Origin of the sequence: Streptacidiphilus sp. EB129 (assembly GCF_041262645.1) — a bacterium.
GTDB lineage: Bacteria > Actinomycetota > Actinomycetes > Streptomycetales > Streptomycetaceae > Streptacidiphilus.
Genome location: NZ_JBGCCS010000001.1, coordinates 451,778 through 467,562 on the forward strand (window position 1 = coordinate 451,778; position 15,785 = coordinate 467,562).

14 protein-coding genes are annotated in these 15,785 nt (G+C 71.8%); 2 read left to right on the forward strand and 12 right to left on the reverse strand.

Features of this window, described 5'->3' with window-relative positions:
• The first annotated feature begins 88 nt into the window (after positions 1–88).
• Positions 89–1,147, forward strand: coding sequence for a phosphatidylinositol-specific phospholipase C domain-containing protein (locus ABH925_RS02000; protein ID WP_370144863.1), 1,059 nt, complete (start codon positions 89–91; stop codon positions 1,145–1,147).
• Between the two features lie 131 nt (positions 1,148–1,278).
• Positions 1,279–1,635, forward strand: coding sequence for a VOC family protein (locus tag ABH925_RS02005; RefSeq protein WP_370144864.1), 357 nt, complete (start codon positions 1,279–1,281; stop codon positions 1,633–1,635).
• A gap of 23 nt (positions 1,636–1,658) precedes the next feature.
• Here the strand turns inward: ABH925_RS02005 and paaI are convergent, their stop codons facing one another.
• The 12 genes from paaI to ABH925_RS02065 all read right to left on the reverse strand — a co-directional run bounded on the left by paaI (position 1,659) and on the right by ABH925_RS02065 (position 15,592).
• Positions 1,659–2,123, reverse strand: a complete 465-nt coding sequence (paaI, locus tag ABH925_RS02010; protein WP_370144865.1) for a hydroxyphenylacetyl-CoA thioesterase PaaI — start codon at positions 2,121–2,123, stop codon at positions 1,659–1,661.
• A gap of 137 nt (positions 2,124–2,260) precedes the next feature.
• Positions 2,261–3,049 (reverse strand): DUF3050 domain-containing protein, encoded by a 789-nt coding sequence (locus ABH925_RS02015; protein WP_370144867.1) that lies wholly within the window; start codon positions 3,047–3,049, stop codon positions 2,261–2,263.
• A 173-nt stretch (positions 3,050–3,222) separates the two neighbouring features.
• Complete coding sequence (locus ABH925_RS02020) at positions 3,223–4,479, reverse strand: phenylacetate--CoA ligase family protein (RefSeq protein ID WP_370144869.1); 1,257 nt, start codon at positions 4,477–4,479, stop codon at positions 3,223–3,225.
• A 15-nt stretch (positions 4,480–4,494) separates the two neighbouring features.
• The gene (locus tag ABH925_RS02025) at positions 4,495–5,421 is read right to left on the reverse strand and encodes an SDR family NAD(P)-dependent oxidoreductase (protein ID WP_370144870.1); all 927 of its coding nucleotides are present in this window, start codon (positions 5,419–5,421) and stop codon (positions 4,495–4,497) included.
• Positions 5,418–6,731, reverse strand: coding sequence for an MFS transporter (locus ABH925_RS02030; protein ID WP_370144871.1), 1,314 nt, complete (start codon positions 6,729–6,731; stop codon positions 5,418–5,420). Before ABH925_RS02030 ends, ABH925_RS02025 begins: the two co-directional genes overlap by 4 nt.
• Positions 6,728–7,957, reverse strand: a complete 1,230-nt coding sequence (locus ABH925_RS02035; RefSeq protein WP_370144872.1) for a phenylacetate--CoA ligase family protein — start codon at positions 7,955–7,957, stop codon at positions 6,728–6,730. The genes ABH925_RS02030 and ABH925_RS02035 overlap by 4 nt, the downstream gene beginning before the upstream one ends.
• On the reverse strand, positions 7,954–9,057 hold the full coding sequence (locus ABH925_RS02040) for a RimK family alpha-L-glutamate ligase (RefSeq protein WP_370144873.1): 1,104 nt from the start codon (positions 9,055–9,057) through the stop codon (positions 7,954–7,956). The genes ABH925_RS02035 and ABH925_RS02040 overlap by 4 nt, the downstream gene beginning before the upstream one ends.
• 8 nt (positions 9,058–9,065) lie before the next feature.
• Positions 9,066–10,454 (reverse strand): KamA family radical SAM protein, encoded by a 1,389-nt coding sequence (locus ABH925_RS02045; RefSeq protein ID WP_370144874.1) that lies wholly within the window; start codon positions 10,452–10,454, stop codon positions 9,066–9,068.
• A gap of 6 nt (positions 10,455–10,460) precedes the next feature.
• The gene (locus ABH925_RS02050; protein WP_370144875.1) at positions 10,461–12,194 is read right to left on the reverse strand and encodes a class I adenylate-forming enzyme family protein; all 1,734 of its coding nucleotides are present in this window, start codon (positions 12,192–12,194) and stop codon (positions 10,461–10,463) included.
• Positions 12,195–12,352: 158 nt separating this feature from the next.
• On the reverse strand, positions 12,353–13,756 hold the full coding sequence (locus ABH925_RS02055) for a flavin monoamine oxidase family protein (RefSeq protein ID WP_370144876.1): 1,404 nt from the start codon (positions 13,754–13,756) through the stop codon (positions 12,353–12,355).
• The gene (locus ABH925_RS02060; RefSeq protein ID WP_370144877.1) at positions 13,753–14,040 is read right to left on the reverse strand and encodes an acyl carrier protein; all 288 of its coding nucleotides are present in this window, start codon (positions 14,038–14,040) and stop codon (positions 13,753–13,755) included. The genes ABH925_RS02055 and ABH925_RS02060 overlap by 4 nt, the downstream gene beginning before the upstream one ends.
• Positions 14,030–15,592, reverse strand: coding sequence for an amino acid adenylation domain-containing protein (locus ABH925_RS02065; protein WP_370144878.1), 1,563 nt, complete (start codon positions 15,590–15,592; stop codon positions 14,030–14,032). Before ABH925_RS02065 ends, ABH925_RS02060 begins: the two co-directional genes overlap by 11 nt.
• Positions 15,593–15,785: the final 193 nt, after the last annotated feature.

The following is a 15,785-nucleotide window of genomic DNA, read 5'->3' on the forward strand; positions in this document are numbered from 1 at the left end:
CGGCTGTCGGCCATACGCAGGCCACGCGTGCTGGCTACTGTCACCTCATGTACATGGCGGATAGGCCGCCTGTCCTGAGGGAGGCCCCATGTCGCACCTCCGCACCGCCGTGATCCGTCCCCGTCGTGTCCTCGCCGTCGCTCTGGCCGCGGTCGCCTGCGTACTGCCGTGGTCGACCGCGGCCTCCGCCGACACCGGCGGGCTGTCGCTGACGCAGGGCACGTCGGTCGGGATCCACAACACCTACGACGACACCAGCCAGTTCCCCTTCCTGGCCAACGCGCTCGACACCGGGGCGTCGCTCATCGAACTCGACACCTGGGTGGACCCGTTCACCCACGAGTGGAAGGTGAGCCACTCGAACCCGCTGGGGAACAAGAACAACTGCGTCGACGCCGCCACACCGGCCGACCTGTACCGGGGCGGGGCCAACAAGGACCTGGGCAGCTGCCTGGACGACATCAGGATCTGGCTCGGCGCCCATCCCGGACACCCGCCGGTGATGGTGAAGCTGGAGATGAAGGCGGGCTTCGACGCGACGGTGGGTCTGGGCCCGGCGCAGCTGGACGCGCTGGTCCAGGCGCATCTGGGCTCCGACGTGTACCGCCCGGCCGACCTGCTGGGCGGCTACCCGTCGCTGGACGCGGCGGCGCGGGCGGGCAACTGGCCCTCGCGCGCGTCGCTGGCGGGAAAGGTGATCCTGGAGGCGATCCCCGGCACCTTCGAGATGAACAACCCCTTCGACCACCTCTGGACCGACACGGAGTACGCGCGGTACCTGAACGGTCTGCAGGCCGCCGGGAACCTCGGCGCGGCCCAGATCTTTCCCTCGGTGCTGGGCGCGGCCTCCGGTGACCCGCGGACGCGCTACCCGGACCCGACGCTGCGCCAGTGGTTCGTGGTGTTCGACGGTGACGCCCACGCGTACGTCGACGGCGGGATCGACACCTCCTGGTACGACGCCAACCACTACCTGCTCGTCATGACCGACGCGCAGAACGTCAGCCCGGCCCTGTCGGACACCGCCCCGAGCCAGGCCGACGCGACGGCCCGCGTCGCCCAGCTGGCCGGGGCCCACGCCTCGTTCGTCTCCTGCGACTGGACCGGCCTTCCCGCCGTCCTCGGCGAGCAGCTCGCGCGGGGCTAGCGCGGGGGGCCGGCGTGCGGGGCCGGGGGGAACCCCGGCCCCGTTCGCGCGTTGGGCCGGACGGTGGACCGGGTCAGGGCGGTCCGGCCGGTCTCCGGACGCGCGGCGCCGCGAGGCGTAGGGTGACGGGCATGATCAACGGCGCTCACCTGATCATCTACAGTCGTGACGCGGAGGCGGACCGGCTCTTCTTCCGTGACGTTCTCGGCTACCCCCACGTCGACGCCGGCCACGGATGGCTGATCTTCAAGCTGCCTCCCGCCGAGGTCGCGGTGCACCCGGCCGAGGCCGACGGGGCGGAGCGGCACGAGCTGTTCCTCATGTGCGACGACGTCAACGCGACGGTGGACGAACTGACGGCCAAGGGCGTGGAGTTCACCGAGCCGGTCAGCGACGCCGGGTGGGGGCTGCTGACCGCGTTCCGGCTTCCCGGCGGCGGCGTGGTCCGGCTGTACCAGCCCCGCCACGCCAAGGCGTACGAGCTGTAGTCCGGGTCCTCAGGCGTCCAGGTTCACCGGGCGGGGTCCGATCGGTTGCTCGGCGGCCTTCCCGCCAGCATGACGCTCTGGCCCCGGAACTCGGCGACGATCATTCCCGCGGACTGACGGACGGTCACGTCGTAGATTCCGTTGCGGCCCGAGCGCACCCGCTCCACCGCCTCGGCGACCAGCTCGTCGTCGACCGCGGCCGGGGCCAGGAAGGTGACCTGTGCCGCCTGTGCCACGGTGACCGGGCCGTGGCTGTTGCACGCATACGAGAACGCCGCGTCGGCCAGCAGGAAGAGGTAGCCCCCGTGCGCGATACCGTGGCCGTTCACCATGCTCGCGCTCACCCGCATGCGCATCAGCGCGCGCCCGGCGGACACCTCGTCCAGGGATATGCCCAGGGTCCGGCAGGTCCGGTCGCGCTGGTACAGCGCCGCGATCCTGGGGTCTCCCGCGCCGGCCGCGCCGGCCGTACCGCTGTCCGTGCCCATGACATCCTGTTCTTCCTCGTGAGCGGCCCGGGAGGGCGGCCGCGCCGTGTGTCGGCTTCGACGGCCGGAACGAGGCCGCGCCACTCCTGCCATGGGGAGCGGCGCGAGCCCCGTTCCGGTGGTTCACCGCGGCTGTGTCAGCCGCGTACCGCCGTCAGGATTCCGTCCCACAGGCGGACCCGGGCGTCGAGCGCCGCGTTGACGGTCTCCTCGCACTCACGCCACTTCCCCTGGTCGGTGCCGCACAGGTCGGCCAGCATCTGCATGGCCATCGGCGTGTGCACCTCGCCGTCGACCTCGATGTGCCGCTCCAGGTAGTCGATGAAGGACCGCAGTTGGCCCCCCTCGTTCTTGTTGACCGCGACGACCTTGTCGAACATGTCGGGGATCAGGTCCTCGCGGCCGAAGGCGAACGCGGCGGCCTGGCAGTGCACCGGCGCGTTCTCGATGAAGTCCCAGGTGGTCGTGGTGAACTCGACGGCGGGCGCCGGCGCGCCCGACTGCTTCAGCGACGGCAGCACCGGGTTCCCGGCGCGCAGCAGCTCCATCAGGGCCAGGATCGGTCCGGTGTCGGCGCCGGCCTCGGTCATGCCGCGCAGGTACAGCTCGAAATGGCTGATGAAGCCGTCGCCCATCTCGTCGCTCTCCTCGACCAGCACGATGTCGTTGATGAGACGGCGACTTGAGGTCGGACCGGTGGGGATCCAGGGCACGGTGGTGCAGGTGAGCTGCTGCTGGAGGGACTTGAGCAGGGACATGAAGTCCCACACCGCGAAGACGTGGTGCTCCATGAAGGTCGTCACCGAGGTGAGCGTGTCCAGGCTGTGGTACACCGGGTGCGACACCACTCGACCGCGGGCGGCGTCGACGGCCTGCTCCAGGGTGGCGATGCCCGGGTTGTCGATCTCCCAGTTGTAGCGCGACATGGCTCTCTCCTTGATCTGCGTTGGGTGCGGGAGTTGGAGCGGATGTGAGGTCGTACCGTCGGTACCGGAGGGCATGGGCATGGCGACCGTCCTCGTATGTGCCCGGTGGAAGGCGGGTCATGCCCGGCGGGTCATGCCTGTTGGGTCATGCCTGTTGGGTCATGCCTTTTGGGTCACTGCGCGGGGCGCTCGTCGACCACCTGCTGGAGCTTGCCGGTCCGCGGGTTGGTGACCAGCTCGGACCGGGGCACCCACTCGATGACGAGGTGGTGGATGGCGCCGGACGCCACCTCGGCCGGGTAGAGCGGGCGGGCCGCGTACACGGCCTCGACGAGCCGGCCGCTCAGGTCCGGCGGAGGTTCCTCGGTGCGTCCCAGACGCAGGATGAGGCCGTCGCGTCCGTCCCAGCGGCGTTGCACCAGCTGCATGCCGGAGATGAACCGGTCCGGGTCGGCGGCCAGGAGCACCGCGCGGATGTCCTCGGTCGGCATCGCCACCGTCCCCACCCGGGCACCCTCGGCCGACCGGCCGACCAGCCGGAAGCGCCGGCGCTCGGGGTCGACCCACTCGGCGCGGTCGCCGGCCGGGTAGCGCAGGATCGGCATCAGGGTGCGGAACAGGTTGGTGACCACGACCCGGCCGGGCACGCCCACGGCCGTGATCGGCTCACCGGTCACGTCGTCGACCAGCTCCACCAGCGTGCGGTTGGGGAACGCCTCGTGCACCCGGACGTCGTCGCCGGGGACGGGTCCGGCGACGAGTCCGGCGTCGACCGAGGCGTAGCCGATCGACGAGACGGCCGCCTTGGGGAAGGCCCGCGACAGGATCGGCCGCAGGTCGTCGAAGAGCAGGTCGCCGCCGAAGAGCAGCAGTTCCACGCAGTCGGCGACCTGCCCGCGCTGGACCAGGCACTCGGCCACCTTGCTCAGCTTCATCGGCTCGCCCGCCAGCACGTGCACGCCGAAGCTGCCGATCAGGTCGGCGATGTACGCGTCGGACGCGGCGCCGCCGACCGGGAGCCGGACGTTGTCCACCGGCGCGTGGTGCAGGGCGTTCTCGATGTAGAGGAACCCGCCGTAGAGCTCGCCGGCGCAGAACAGGTTGGCCACCCGGTGCCCCGGCTTCAGGCCGGCCTGCACCATGCCGGCGCCGAACGCGGTCACCGAGTCGGCGTGCTCGGTGCGCGTCCAGGGGGAGAACTTCGGGGCGCCGGTGGTGCCACCGGTCTTGTAGACACCCGCGTCGGTGAGCGGTCCGGTCAGCAGGCGGTTGTCCGGCCAGGTGTTCGCGGCCCAGAAGGCTGCCTGGTCGATGATGGGGAGTTCGGTGATGTGCGAGATCGTCCGCGGTACGTCGCGGTACGCCTCCGCGTAGAAGGGCGAGTGGGTCCGGGCGTGGTCGACCAGTTCCTGAAGCGGTTTCGCGGGCACTGCTTCTCCCATGCTCTAGCGGCCTGAATCCTCAGGGCCTGATGTCTCGTCGCCTGGTGTCTCATAGTCTGCGGGTCGCCCGATCCAGGTACGGGCGAGGGTCTGGACGGTCGAGCCGTCCCGGTCGGTCAGCTTGTGGTCCAGGTACTCGGCGGCCCACTGGTTGGCCGGGACCCGGAAGGCCGGGTGCTCGGCCCGCAGGGTCCGCACCACGACCTCGGCGACCTCCTGCGACAGTTGCCCGGCCGCTTCCCAGCCCTGACTGCCCACCCAGTCGAGGTAGTCGGCGAAGGTGGCCGCGTAGGGTCCGGACGCGGCCTGGACGGTGGCGCGGTTGACGTCCGGGAAGATCCCGAAGGAGGTGTCCGGGACAAAGCCGGGCACCACCACGGACACCTTCACGCCGTGCGCCCCGGCCACCGGGGCCAGGCTCTCCATGAACCCCTCGACGGCGAACTTCGCCGCGCAGTAGGCCTCGTTGAACGGCTGGCCGACCACTCCGTGCACGCTGCCGATGGTGACCAGGCGCCCGTGGCTCGCCCGCAGCAGCGGCATCGCGGCCCGGCTGACCGCGATCACGCCGAAGAAGTTCACCTCCAGGTTCGCCCGCAGCGCCGCCATCGTCGACATCTCCAGGGTGGGGTCGAAGTTGGAGATGCCGGCGTTGTTGACCACCGCGTCCAGCCGCCCGTACTCCTGCCGCACCGCTTCGACGCAGGTCGCGACGGACTCGGCGTCGGTGACGTCGAGTCGGCGGACGTCCACGGTCACTCCGGCGCGGTCCGCCGCGTCACGCAGTGCCTGGGCGCGACCGGGATCACGCATGGTCGCCACCGTGGTGAACCCGGCCCGCGCCGCGGCGACCGCGGTGGCCAGCCCGATGCCCGAGGAGGTCCCGGTGACCAGTACCGTCCCGTGGTCCGTCGTCTGTCCTGTGGTCATGACGCGCTGTCCGCCAGTTCCGGCTCGGTACCGGTGGGCGGCTCGGTGCCCTCGGCCTGCGCCGACTGCCGCTCGGCGGCGTCGAGCAGCGGCTGGACCCGCACCGCCGAGAGGAAGGAGAACGCCGCCAGCAGGGTGCCGCCGGTCATCGTCACCCGCGCGGCGTCGAGGATCCCCAGCGATCCGGTCAGCAGGGTGACGGCCAGACCGCCGACGAGCGCGGCCACCGGGATCACGCCCCAGGTCACGCTGCGGAACGCCGCATGGATCACGCCCTGGTTCTGGGCGGAGATCCGCGACTGCCGGATGGGTGCGCTGCACACGTTGATGCAGGACATGAAGAAGCCGTAGCAGCCCATCGTCACGGCGATCACCGGCCCGGACGACAGCGCCGGCGCCGCGAGCACGCCGAGCCCGACCAGGCAGTGCAGCAGCAGCGCCCAGGCCAGCGCCCGCCCGATGCCCAGCCGTTCGCTGATCTTCGGGGCGACCACGGCGCCGATCAGCGCGCCCACCGCCGCGACCGACATGGCCGCGCCGAAGATCCCGACCGACAGGCCGAGTCCCCGGTAGGCGAGGATCGGCAGCACGGTGACGAAGACCGGGCCGCCGCAGTTGAGCGTCACGGCGGCCACCACCACCCGCCGCAGCACCGGGTCGGCCCAGTTCAGCCGGAAGCCCACGGTCAGCCGCTCCCAGACCGAACCCGGAACGATCGTTCGCTCGCCCCAGGGCCGCATGGAGCGGAAGCACACGGCCGAGACCAGGTAGCTGGCCGCGTCCACCAGCAGGGCGGCCACCCCGAACGCGCTGTAGAGGCCGGCCGCGATCGAAGGACCGGCCACCTCGGCCACCGAGCCGCTGCCCTCCAGCCGGGAGTAGGCGCGGACCAGGTGCTCCTGTTCCGACACCACGGCGGGGACGGCGACCAGGTAGCCGACGGTGAAGAAGATCGTCGCGCCGCTCACCACCGCCACGCAGCCGAACAGCAGCGGCGTGGACAGCCAGCCCTGCCAGTACGCCAGCGGGATCACCGAGACCGCCACCAGCCGGACGAGGTCGCAGGCCAGCATGGTCCAGCGCTTGTTCCACCGGTCGACCAGCACACCGGCGACCGGACCGAGCAGGGGGATGCCCAGGTACTGGGCCATCGCCACGATGCCCACCTGGAGGGCGGACTCGTGCAGCACGAAGATCATCAGTGTCGGCACCACGAACACGGTGACCCGGTCGCCGACCATGCTGACCGTCTGGCCGATCCAGAACAGGGTGAACCCGCGCCCCAGGGAGACCGGCAGTCGAGGCTTCACGAGTCCTCCCGCACGACGAAGTTCGCGGTCTTGCCGGTCCGGTCATTGCTGATCAGCGCGTCGACCGCGCGCACCTGGAAGGCCTCCGGATCGTGCTGGAAACCGGTGCTGAGCGTGAACGTCGCCGCCAGCAGCTCCTTGCGCAGCCGCTCCAGGTCCGGCGCGGCGTCCTGACCGGCCGTCAGCAGCAGGACCTCCACCCGGGTGGCGCGGCCCTGCCTCTCGGTGATCAGGACCTGTGCCCCGGAGACGCCCGGCTCCCGTTCCACCTGCGCGACGACCTCGTCCACGTGCAGGCCCAGGCCGCGCACCTGCACCACGTTGTCCCGGCGGCCCAGCACCCGCATCGCCCGGCCCGGCCGTCCGCACGGGCATGCGACCAGCCGTCCGGCGTCGCCGGTCCGGTAACGCAGCACCGGGTTCAGCATCTCCGGGTCGAGCGTGGTGAAGTCCAGCAGCTCGTCCGGGCCGACGTGCACCAGTTGCTCGGGGAGCGGGTGGAAGGTGTCGGCCGGACACTCCGGGGTGTTGGTGCCGACCACCCAGGTCTCGGTGCTGCCGAACATGCCCCAACGGCGGGCCTGCGGCGCGACCACGGCCAGGTCGGACTCCAGTTGCGGCTGCCACGCCTCGCCGAGCCAGAGCACCCGGCGCAGCGCCGGCAGCGTCAGCCCGGCGGCCCGCGCGTGCGCGAACCACAGCCGGAGCACGCTCGGCGTCCCGCCGATCGCGGTCACCCCGCGCGCGGCGAAGAACGCCAGCCAGTCCGGGTACTCCTCGCCGGTGACCGAGCCCACGGCGATGACCTGGCAGCCGGACAGGTCGGCCAGCGCGGCGGCGAGGAAGTGCGCGCCCCACATGCGCCCGGCGCCCCAGGCGTTGACGAAGACGTCGTCGCGGTCCAGCGGCTGCCACCGCGCGTGGACACCGGCCATGTAGAAGCCGGTGGGTGCGTAGCCGAGCTTGGGTGCGCCGGTGCTGCCGCCGCTCTGGAACAGCCAGGTGGCGCCGTGCTCGGCCTTGGGCTCCAGGTGCGCCAGGGCGGTGTTGAGGTCGTCCTTGAGCAGGGGTGGCAGTGCGGCGACGTCGTCGAGGGTGAGCACCGGGGCGTGGCCGGCATAGCGCGGTGCCAACTCCGGTACGGTCGTCAGCCGTTCGAGCGATCGCCGGGCGACGCGCAGCAGCGGCTCGGCCGCCCGGGGCGTCAGCGAGAACAACTCCGTCATCTCGATTCCGTCTCTGCGGTGGCTGCGGTGGCTGCGGTGGTCGCCGCGGTCGCGGCGGGAAGGGCGGTGTGGGCGCCGCCGTTGGCCAGCCACTTGGCGTGGGCGTCGCGGTAGGCGGTGAACCGGGCGCGGGTGATGTCCCGCTGGACCGTGCGGTGCGGATCGTGGAGGTCCGGGGGGATCACCCCGTCCGGCTCGATCTCGGAGAACCAGAACCGCTCCCCGTCGAAGAGGAAGTCCACGCAGAAGAAGGGGATCGGCAGCCGCTCGGCGAAGTAGGCGGTGGCCTCGGCCAGTTCGTCGGGTACCGGCGCGAACTCCATGGTGCCGCCGCGGCTGCCGTTGGCCACCAGCCCGCCGGGCTCCGGGGTCCGCTTCAGCACGCCGTACGGCTTGCCGTCGATCACGTACACCCGGTAGTCGACCGTGCCGTCGCCGAGGTAGGGCTGGATCACCAGCGTGGTGTCGCCGCCCTGGGCCAGGCTGGCCAGGCCGCGGATGTCCTCGGAGCTGCGGGCCAGGTTGATCCCGCCGCCGCCGCACCACCCGGACGGTTTGACGATGGCCGGGTAGGTCAGGTTCTCCAGCGCCACCTCGTAGAGGTGCTTGGCGGTGTCCCGGCCGGTGCCGATCCGGATGGACGGGATCGGCGGCACCGGGGAACCGTCGAGGAAGAGGAGGGTGGCCAGTTTGTCGTTGCCGATCAGCGACACCTGCGCCGGGAAAGGCAGGTAGAAGCCTGCCTGTTCGAGCACCGCGTACAGCGCGTACTGGTTGAAGATGTCCATCGACTGGTAGGGCAGCGAGTAGAGCGCGGTGACGAAGAGCGTGTCCTGCGGGGTGACCGGCTCGTCGTCCACGTAGATCCGGGGCCGGCCGCGGACCGAGCCGTCCACCGTCACCGCGTCGGGGGAGTGCCTGGTCCAGCTCATCCCCGCGTCCTGGGCGACCTCCGCGTACAGGTCCCAGAAGTAGTGCCGCCACATCGCGGTGGTCCGGGTCGACTCCCGGTCGGGGAAGATCCAGCACATGCGGCGCAGCGGGCCGGTGGGGAGCGTCGTCGAACCGACGGGTTCGCGCATCGTGGTGGGAAGGGTCATCGTGCTCCTCACAGGGAAGCGGACTGCTCGGACCACCAGCGGCGGCCCGGCTCCGGAAGGGTGTCCACCGGGTCGTAGTACGGGTGGCGCCGGTCGAGCAGGGCGTCGAGATCGGCGCCGCCGGCCTCGCGGGCCTCGGGTTCGGTGCGGTAGTTCTTCGTCCAGTACGAGATGCCGCGTTCGCGGTCGTAGGCCACCGCCTGGTGCACCCAGCGCTTGCCGACCTGGGGCACGTCGCAGACGATCCGGGGGGTGGCGTAACCGGGCAGGTAGCCCATGATCGCCTCCTGGAGCAGCTGGGCCTGGTGCACGGGGGTGCGCCAGTGCTCGGCGTTGGGGATCATGTCGCAGAGGTAGAAGTAGTAGGGCAGGATGTTCGCTTCGCCCTGGAGGGCGAAGCACAGGTCCAGCAGGTCCTGGGGAGTGGCGTTGACGCCGCGCATCAGCACGCCCTGGTTGCGGACGTCCCGGACCCCGACGTCCAGCAGTGCCCTGGCCGCCTCGGCGACCAGCGGCGTCACCGACTGCACATGGTTGGCGTGGGTGTGCACCGCGAGGTTGACCGAGCGCCGGGCCGCCACCGCGGCCACCCGGCCCAGCCCTTCCAGCACCTTCGGCTGCAGCCAGTGCTGCGGCAGGCCCACCACCGCCTTGCTGGCGAGCCGGATGTCCCGCACCGAGCCCAGCTCCAGCAGCCGCAGCAGGAAGGCCTCCAGTTGCGGCCAGGACACGTTGGCCAGGTCGCCGCCGGAGACCACCACGTCGCGCACGGTGGGATGGCGTTTGAGGTAGTCGAGCATCTGCTCCTGCCGGTCGGCCGGCCGCAGCACCAGCCGGGCTTTGGTGAACTGCGGCGTGGAGTTGCCGACCAGGTCCATCCGGGTGCAGTGGCCGCAGTACTGCGGGCAGGTGGCGACCAACTCGGCCAGCACCTTGGTGGGATAGCGGTGGGTCAGGCCCTCCACCACCCACATCTCGGCCTCGCGCAGCGAGTCGCGCTCGGCCCTGGGGTGGCTCGGCCAGCGCGGGTGCCGGTCCGCGCGTACGGGCAGCATGTAGCGGCGGACCGGGTCGGCCAGGAACGCCTCGGTGAACGCCTGCGGGACGGTCGGGGCGTGCGGAGCCAGGGTGTTGAGCATCTGCGGTGGCAGCAGCATCGACATGGTGGCGAACTGCGCCTGATCGGCTGCGAGTTCCTCGAAGAACCGGTCGGTGAGCAGCTCGCCGGCCACGGCCCGTAGCTGCCGCGGGTTCTTGACGCAGTGCGCGCGCTGCCACTGGGCGTCCCGCCACTGGAGCTCGGTGACGTCGCGCCAGCCCGGCAGCCGCCGCCAGTCCGGCTCGGCCAGAGGGGTCCGTACGTACTGGTACGGCTGCCGGGTCAGGTGCTGGTCCATCGGGTGCTACTGGCCGGTGAAGAGGGTGGCGAAGCGGGTCCGCAGTTCACGCTTGAGCACCTTGCCGGTGGGCCCGAGCGGGTAGTCCTCCGGCGTCCGGGCGATGCTCACCGCCGCGAGCGCGGCCAGTCCGGCCTGCGCCAGCGCCTTGTTGGCGGCCTCCTGGACCTCCTCGGCGCCGGCCTGCGCGGCGTCGGCCTGCAACCGCACCACGGCGACCGGCCGTTGGCCCTCGCCGGGAGCCCCGGGCACGCCGAGCACCGAGCAGTCCTGCACCAGGTCGGCGCAGTCGGCCAGCAGCACCTCCTCGATCGGCAGGCTGTAGACCGGCCCGGCGGCGGTGTCGATGACGTCCACCGTGCGGTCCAGGTGGTAGAAGGCGCCCTCGGCGTCGCGGCGGGCCACGTCACCGGTGAGCCAGTAGCCGGCCAGTTCGAAACTGGCGGTGAGCCGGGGGTTGTTCCAGTAGCCGGGGGTCCGCGACGGGGTGACCACGCCGAGCATCCCGACCGTGCCGTCGGGGACCTCGGCGCCGTTCTCGTCCAGCACCGCGGCCTTGAGCACCACCTCCAGCGGCTTGCCGACGCAGCGGTCGTCGCGGGTGGTCTCCGGCGTGGTGACCTGGCCGAACAGGGCCATGCCCATCTCGGACGAGCCCAGGCCGTCGATGAACTGCGAACCGGGCAGGGCCGGTTGTTCGGCCTGCTGCTGCGGCAGCAGCCACGGCTTGATCAGGCCGGCCGGCCGCTCGCCGAGCGTCACCAGCCGGCGGATGTGCCCGTAGTGCGCGCTGTCACCGGTGTTGAACCAGGAGTGCACCTTCGCCGCGCCCCGGACCGGCAGTTCGCCGGTGGCCAGTTCCACGAAGGTACGCGGGAAGGAGGCGATCATGGTGGGCTGGAAGGCCTCCATCACCGGTTCCACGACCGCGCGCCGCCAGTCGGACATCACCACGGTCGGCAGCCCGAGCAGGGTCGCGGTGAGGAAGTAGCTGAGGCCGCCCGCGTGGGTGTGCGGCATCAGCGACATCAGCCGGTCGTAGGGCTCGGCGGGGAAGCGCACCATGCGTGGCTGCTTGCCGTCCCAGAACTGACGGTGTGCCAGCATGGTGGACTTCGGTGTGCCGGTGGTCCCCGAGGAGTGGATCAGCGCGACCACGTCGTCCGCGGCGTGCCGGTACGGGTAGACCTCGGGCCGGGCGTGCGCGGCGTCGAAGGCCCCGCCGTCGAAGGCCCCGGTGTCGAAGGCCTGGAGTTCGGCCGCCAGGGCGATGAAGCGCGGGCGGCGGCGGGGGTCCTCGCGGTAGGCGGCGGCGAGCCGGGTGGGGTCGTCCGCGACGATGCCGACCACGCCCACGTGGTCGAGGTAGCGGACCATGACGTCGTGCCGCATCGCGTCGTTGACCAGGGCGGGGACGGCGCCCAGCGCGGCCAGCGCGAGGAAGTGCAGGATCGGCTCCAGGCCCTCGCCGACGACCACGCCGACCGGCTCGCCGGGGCGCACGCCGTTCGCCCAGTACCAGGCGGCGTAGCGGTCCCGCAGGGCGGCGAGGTCGAGCAGGCTGTGGCCGCGGAGGACTACGGCGCCGCGGTGGTCGGTGTGGTGGCTGTAGGCGAACGGGACCGCGCGGTGCGGGTTGACCGCGATGGCGTGGTCCAGGAAGTTGCCGGCGCCGAGGGTGGGCTCGGTCATCAGCCGCTCTCTGGCGGCGAGGGGTGCGATGGGACTCTGGTCGCTCATGGCGCTCTCCCGGGGGGACGGGTCGCCCGGCCCGCGTTCTCGTGGAACCGGTGCCGGTGAACTCGGTCGAAGAAGGCCAGTCCGCGGCGGACCGGCTTGGAGCGGACTCGGTTGGAGCGAACTGGGTTGGAGCGGACCGGGTTTGGCGGGGACCGGCTCTAGGTCCGGGCGAGGATCTCCGCGACCACGCGCTGCCCGGAGCGGATCGCGCCCTCCATCAGCCCGAAGTACTCGGTGCTCGTCTCGGTTCCGGCCCAGTGCACCCGCTGGTGCGGCGTGGTCAGCGTCGGGCCGTGCCGGAGCCAGTCGCCGGGCCCGAACAGCGCCGCGTAACAGCCGCGGCTGTACCGCTCGTTGACCCAGTCGGTGACATGGAAGCCGATCGGCGCCGGGAGCATCGGGAACAGCCGGGCGGCCTGCCCGACCGCCGCCGCGCGCTGGTGCTCCGGGTCGAGCGCCGCGAAGCGGTGCGCCTCGGCGCCGGTGACGAAGCCGGTCAGTACGCCGACTCCGCCCTCGGCCGGCGAGTCGTCCACCGTGGACAGCAGCGGACCCTCGGCGTTGACCGACCAGCCGGAGAGCCCGTGGTCGCGCCAGACCGGCTCGGGGTAGACGAGTGTCGCCTTGACCGCGCAGCCCCGGGCGGTGCGCCCGCTCGCCCGGCGCACCGGCAGCCCCGGCCGGTACTCGACGGCGTCGGCCAGCAGCGGCGGCAGCGCCATCACCGCCACGTCCGCCCGGTATTCGCCGAGGTCCGAGTGGACGGTGACCCCGTCGGCGTCCTGGCGCACCGCGAGGACCGGCTCGCCCAGCCGGACCCGCGCGCCCAGCCGCTGCGCCAGCCGCTCGCACACCTGGTGGGCGCCGCCGGCGATCCGGTCCTGCTGCGCGCCGCCCTCGAAGGCGTTGAGGTAGCGGATGCCGCCACCCGAGCGCAGGTAGAACGCCAGGTGCAGGACCGACACGTCAGCCGGGTCGGCGGCCATCATCTCGCCCAGGAAGAGCGGGAAGAAGAGCAGCGCGTCCGGATGGGTCAGCCGCTGTTCGGCCCACGCCGCGGCGGTCAGGGTGTCCAGTCGCGCGGCGTCCGGGGTGAGCCATGGCGCCTCGGGCCGTACGGCCCTGGTGAGTTCGTCCAGCTGCTCGAACATGTCGCCCAGCGCCACGGCGTTGAGCGGCGGGAACCGCCCGTCCCGGGTGGCGTCCTCGCCGCCGAGCGCGAAGCGGCTGGCGCCGAGCATCGTGGTCGGGGTGGTCTTGAGACCCAACTCGCCTAACAGCGACAGCAGTTCGGTGTGTCGCTCGCCCAGGTAGGCGGCGCCGGCGTCGACCTGGCTGCAGGGCGCGACCCGCAGGCCGTGGGTGCGGCCGCCGACCCGGTCACGGGCCTCCAGGACGGTGACCTCGATCCCGCGGGCCGCCAGGCCGGTCGCGGCGGTGAGGCCGGCCAGCCCGGCCCCGACCACGACGGCGGTGGTGGCCGCGCCGTCGGCGGGGTGCAGGGCGGCGGGTGTGAGTGCGGCGGTGACGGGGGCAGCGGGGGAGTCGTCGCGGCCGTTCATCGGCCGGCCGTTATCTTCTCGGCGAGGCCCTCGGGGGTGGGGGCGAGCAGGAAGTCCTCGAAGGACAGCTCCACTCCGTAGCCGCGCGCGATCGCGCTCAGCACCCGGGTGGCGATCAGCGAGTCGCCGCCGAGCAGGAAGAAGTCGGAGTCCGGCGCGACGTCGGCGGCCTCCAGCACGCGACGGAAGATCACCACCACGCCCTCGACCTCGGCACCGGCACCGGAGGCCGGGCCGGCGCCGGGTCTGCCGGTAGCGGCGGCGGAAGGGGTGTCAACGCTCATCGAGGTCTCCTTTGACCTGGTCGTGGGACGCGTGAAGGCGGTGTGAGGCCGCGCGGTCGACTTTGCCGCCGGCGGTGAGCACGAGCCGGGGGACGACGGTGATCCGGCTGGGTACCAGATGGCCGGGCACCCGTCCGCGCAGGTAGGACCGGACGTCGGCGTCCAGGGCCGGGACGGTCGCGTGCGGGCGCGGCACCACGTAGGCGACCAGGGCGGACCGGCCGGCGACGGTCGCCCCGGCCACGGCCACCGCGCACACGTCGGGGTGGCCCGCGATATGGGCCTCGACCTCGGCGGGGTCCACCCGGATGCCGCGCACCTTGACCTCGTGGTCCAGCCGGCCCCGGTGGGTGAGGACGCCGTCCGGTGCACTGCTCACCCGGTCGCCGGTACGGAACCAGCGTTCGCCGTCGAGGACGGTGAACCTGGCCTCGGTGGCCTCGGGCAGTCCGAGGTAGCCCAGCGCGACACCGGGCCCGCCGATCAGCAACTCGCCCTGCTCGCTGATCCGTTGGACGACGTGCGGCAGGGCCCGGCCGATCGGCGCCCGGGTCGTGCCGTCCCAGTTCCGGCTGGGGCCGGGCGTCCGGGGGCCGTGCAGGTCGACGGCATGGGTGACCAGGGTGGTCTCGGTGCAGCCGTAGGTGTTGACCAGGCGGATCCGCCCGGTGTCCAGGCTGCTCCAGTCGGCCAGCCGGGCCGGGCTCGCCGGCTCGCCGCCGATCACCAGCAGCCGGACGCAGTCGGGCAGGGTCAGCCGGTCCTCGGTGAGGTGCAGCACCAGCTCGTGCCAGAAGGCGGTGGGCAGGTCGAGGACGGTGATCCGCTCGCGCCCGACCATCCGCAGGAAGCGGGGGAACGAGCCGGAGTGGGCCTCGTCGTCGAGGACGAGGGTGGCTCCGGCGCTGAGCGTCGGGAGGATCTCCTCCAGGCAGGTGTCCCAGTTCAGCGAGGCGAACTGCAGCACCCGGTCCTGGGCGGTCAGGCCGAAGAGGTCGCGCAGTGCGCGCACCGCGGCGGAGATGGCCCGGCGCGGTGTGACCACAGGCTTGGGACGCCCGGTGGATCCGGAGGTGAAGAGGATGTAGGCCGGGTCGTCGGGGCCTGGCGTCGCCGTCCGGGAAAGGCTCTTCGGCGCGGTATTCGGCGCGCTCACGGAGAGTTCCGCGAGAGGGTATAGCTCGGGTAAATCCAGCCCGGGCCGGGATGCCGGACCGGTGTCCGTGCCGACCATTGCGCGACAGTCCACCGCCGAAAGCATCGCCTGCCGGCGTTCGAGCGGGAATGCCGGATCGAGCGGCAGATAGACGCCCCCGGCCGCGAGTACACCGAGGAGTCCGACCACCGTTTCAGGGGAGTGCGTCGCCTGCACGGCGACCACGCCCGGATCGGCACCCAGGCCTGTGGCCAGGGACTTCGTCAACTCGTTGAGCCGACGATAGCTTATGGCGTGTCCATGATGGACAATCGCCGGATGCTCGGAGAGAGCATTTTTCGTGAACACGTCAAACAGGTCGGAAGTGGCATCGCTGATGCTGGGGTTCTCTGACATGCCCGCCTCAAATAATGCGCGCGAGCGCCCCGTCCGTGCTCGGCAAGCCGGGACTCTACCTTCGAACTTGCGTTGCCACAATGGTGATTGAGGCTATTTGCCGGAGAGGGTGTGGCCGAACTGTGAACGGGATCGGCTTGCTGTCATGCCCGATTCGGAACGGCCGACTCCGGTCCCGTCGCGGCTACGCTTC

What these genes read in the sequence shown, in the direction of transcription:
- paaI (WP_370144865.1), bottom strand. Translation starts at nt 2,123, where the DNA reads ATGGGCACGGACAGCGGTACGGCCGGCGCGGCCGGCGCGGGAGACCCC.
- ABH925_RS02040 (WP_370144873.1), bottom strand. Translation starts at nt 9,057, where the DNA reads ATGACCCTTCCCACCACGATGCGCGAACCCGTCGGTTCGACGACGCTC.
- ABH925_RS02065 (WP_370144878.1), bottom strand. Translation starts at nt 15,592, where the DNA reads ATGTCAGAGAACCCCAGCATCAGCGATGCCACTTCCGACCTGTTTGAC.
- ABH925_RS02055 (WP_370144876.1), bottom strand. Translation starts at nt 13,756, where the DNA reads ATGAACGGCCGCGACGACTCCCCCGCTGCCCCCGTCACCGCCGCACTC.
- ABH925_RS02005 (WP_370144864.1), top strand. Translation starts at nt 1,279, where the DNA reads ATGATCAACGGCGCTCACCTGATCATCTACAGTCGTGACGCGGAGGCG.
- ABH925_RS02015 (WP_370144867.1), bottom strand. Translation starts at nt 3,049, where the DNA reads ATGTCGCGCTACAACTGGGAGATCGACAACCCGGGCATCGCCACCCTG.
- ABH925_RS02025 (WP_370144870.1), bottom strand. Translation starts at nt 5,421, where the DNA reads ATGACCACAGGACAGACGACGGACCACGGGACGGTACTGGTCACCGGG.
- ABH925_RS02045 (WP_370144874.1), bottom strand. Translation starts at nt 10,454, where the DNA reads ATGGACCAGCACCTGACCCGGCAGCCGTACCAGTACGTACGGACCCCT.
- ABH925_RS02050 (WP_370144875.1), bottom strand. Translation starts at nt 12,194, where the DNA reads ATGAGCGACCAGAGTCCCATCGCACCCCTCGCCGCCAGAGAGCGGCTG.
- ABH925_RS02000 (WP_370144863.1), top strand. Translation starts at nt 89, where the DNA reads ATGTCGCACCTCCGCACCGCCGTGATCCGTCCCCGTCGTGTCCTCGCC.
- ABH925_RS02060 (WP_370144877.1), bottom strand. Translation starts at nt 14,040, where the DNA reads ATGAGCGTTGACACCCCTTCCGCCGCCGCTACCGGCAGACCCGGCGCC.
- ABH925_RS02035 (WP_370144872.1), bottom strand. Translation starts at nt 7,957, where the DNA reads ATGACGGAGTTGTTCTCGCTGACGCCCCGGGCGGCCGAGCCGCTGCTG.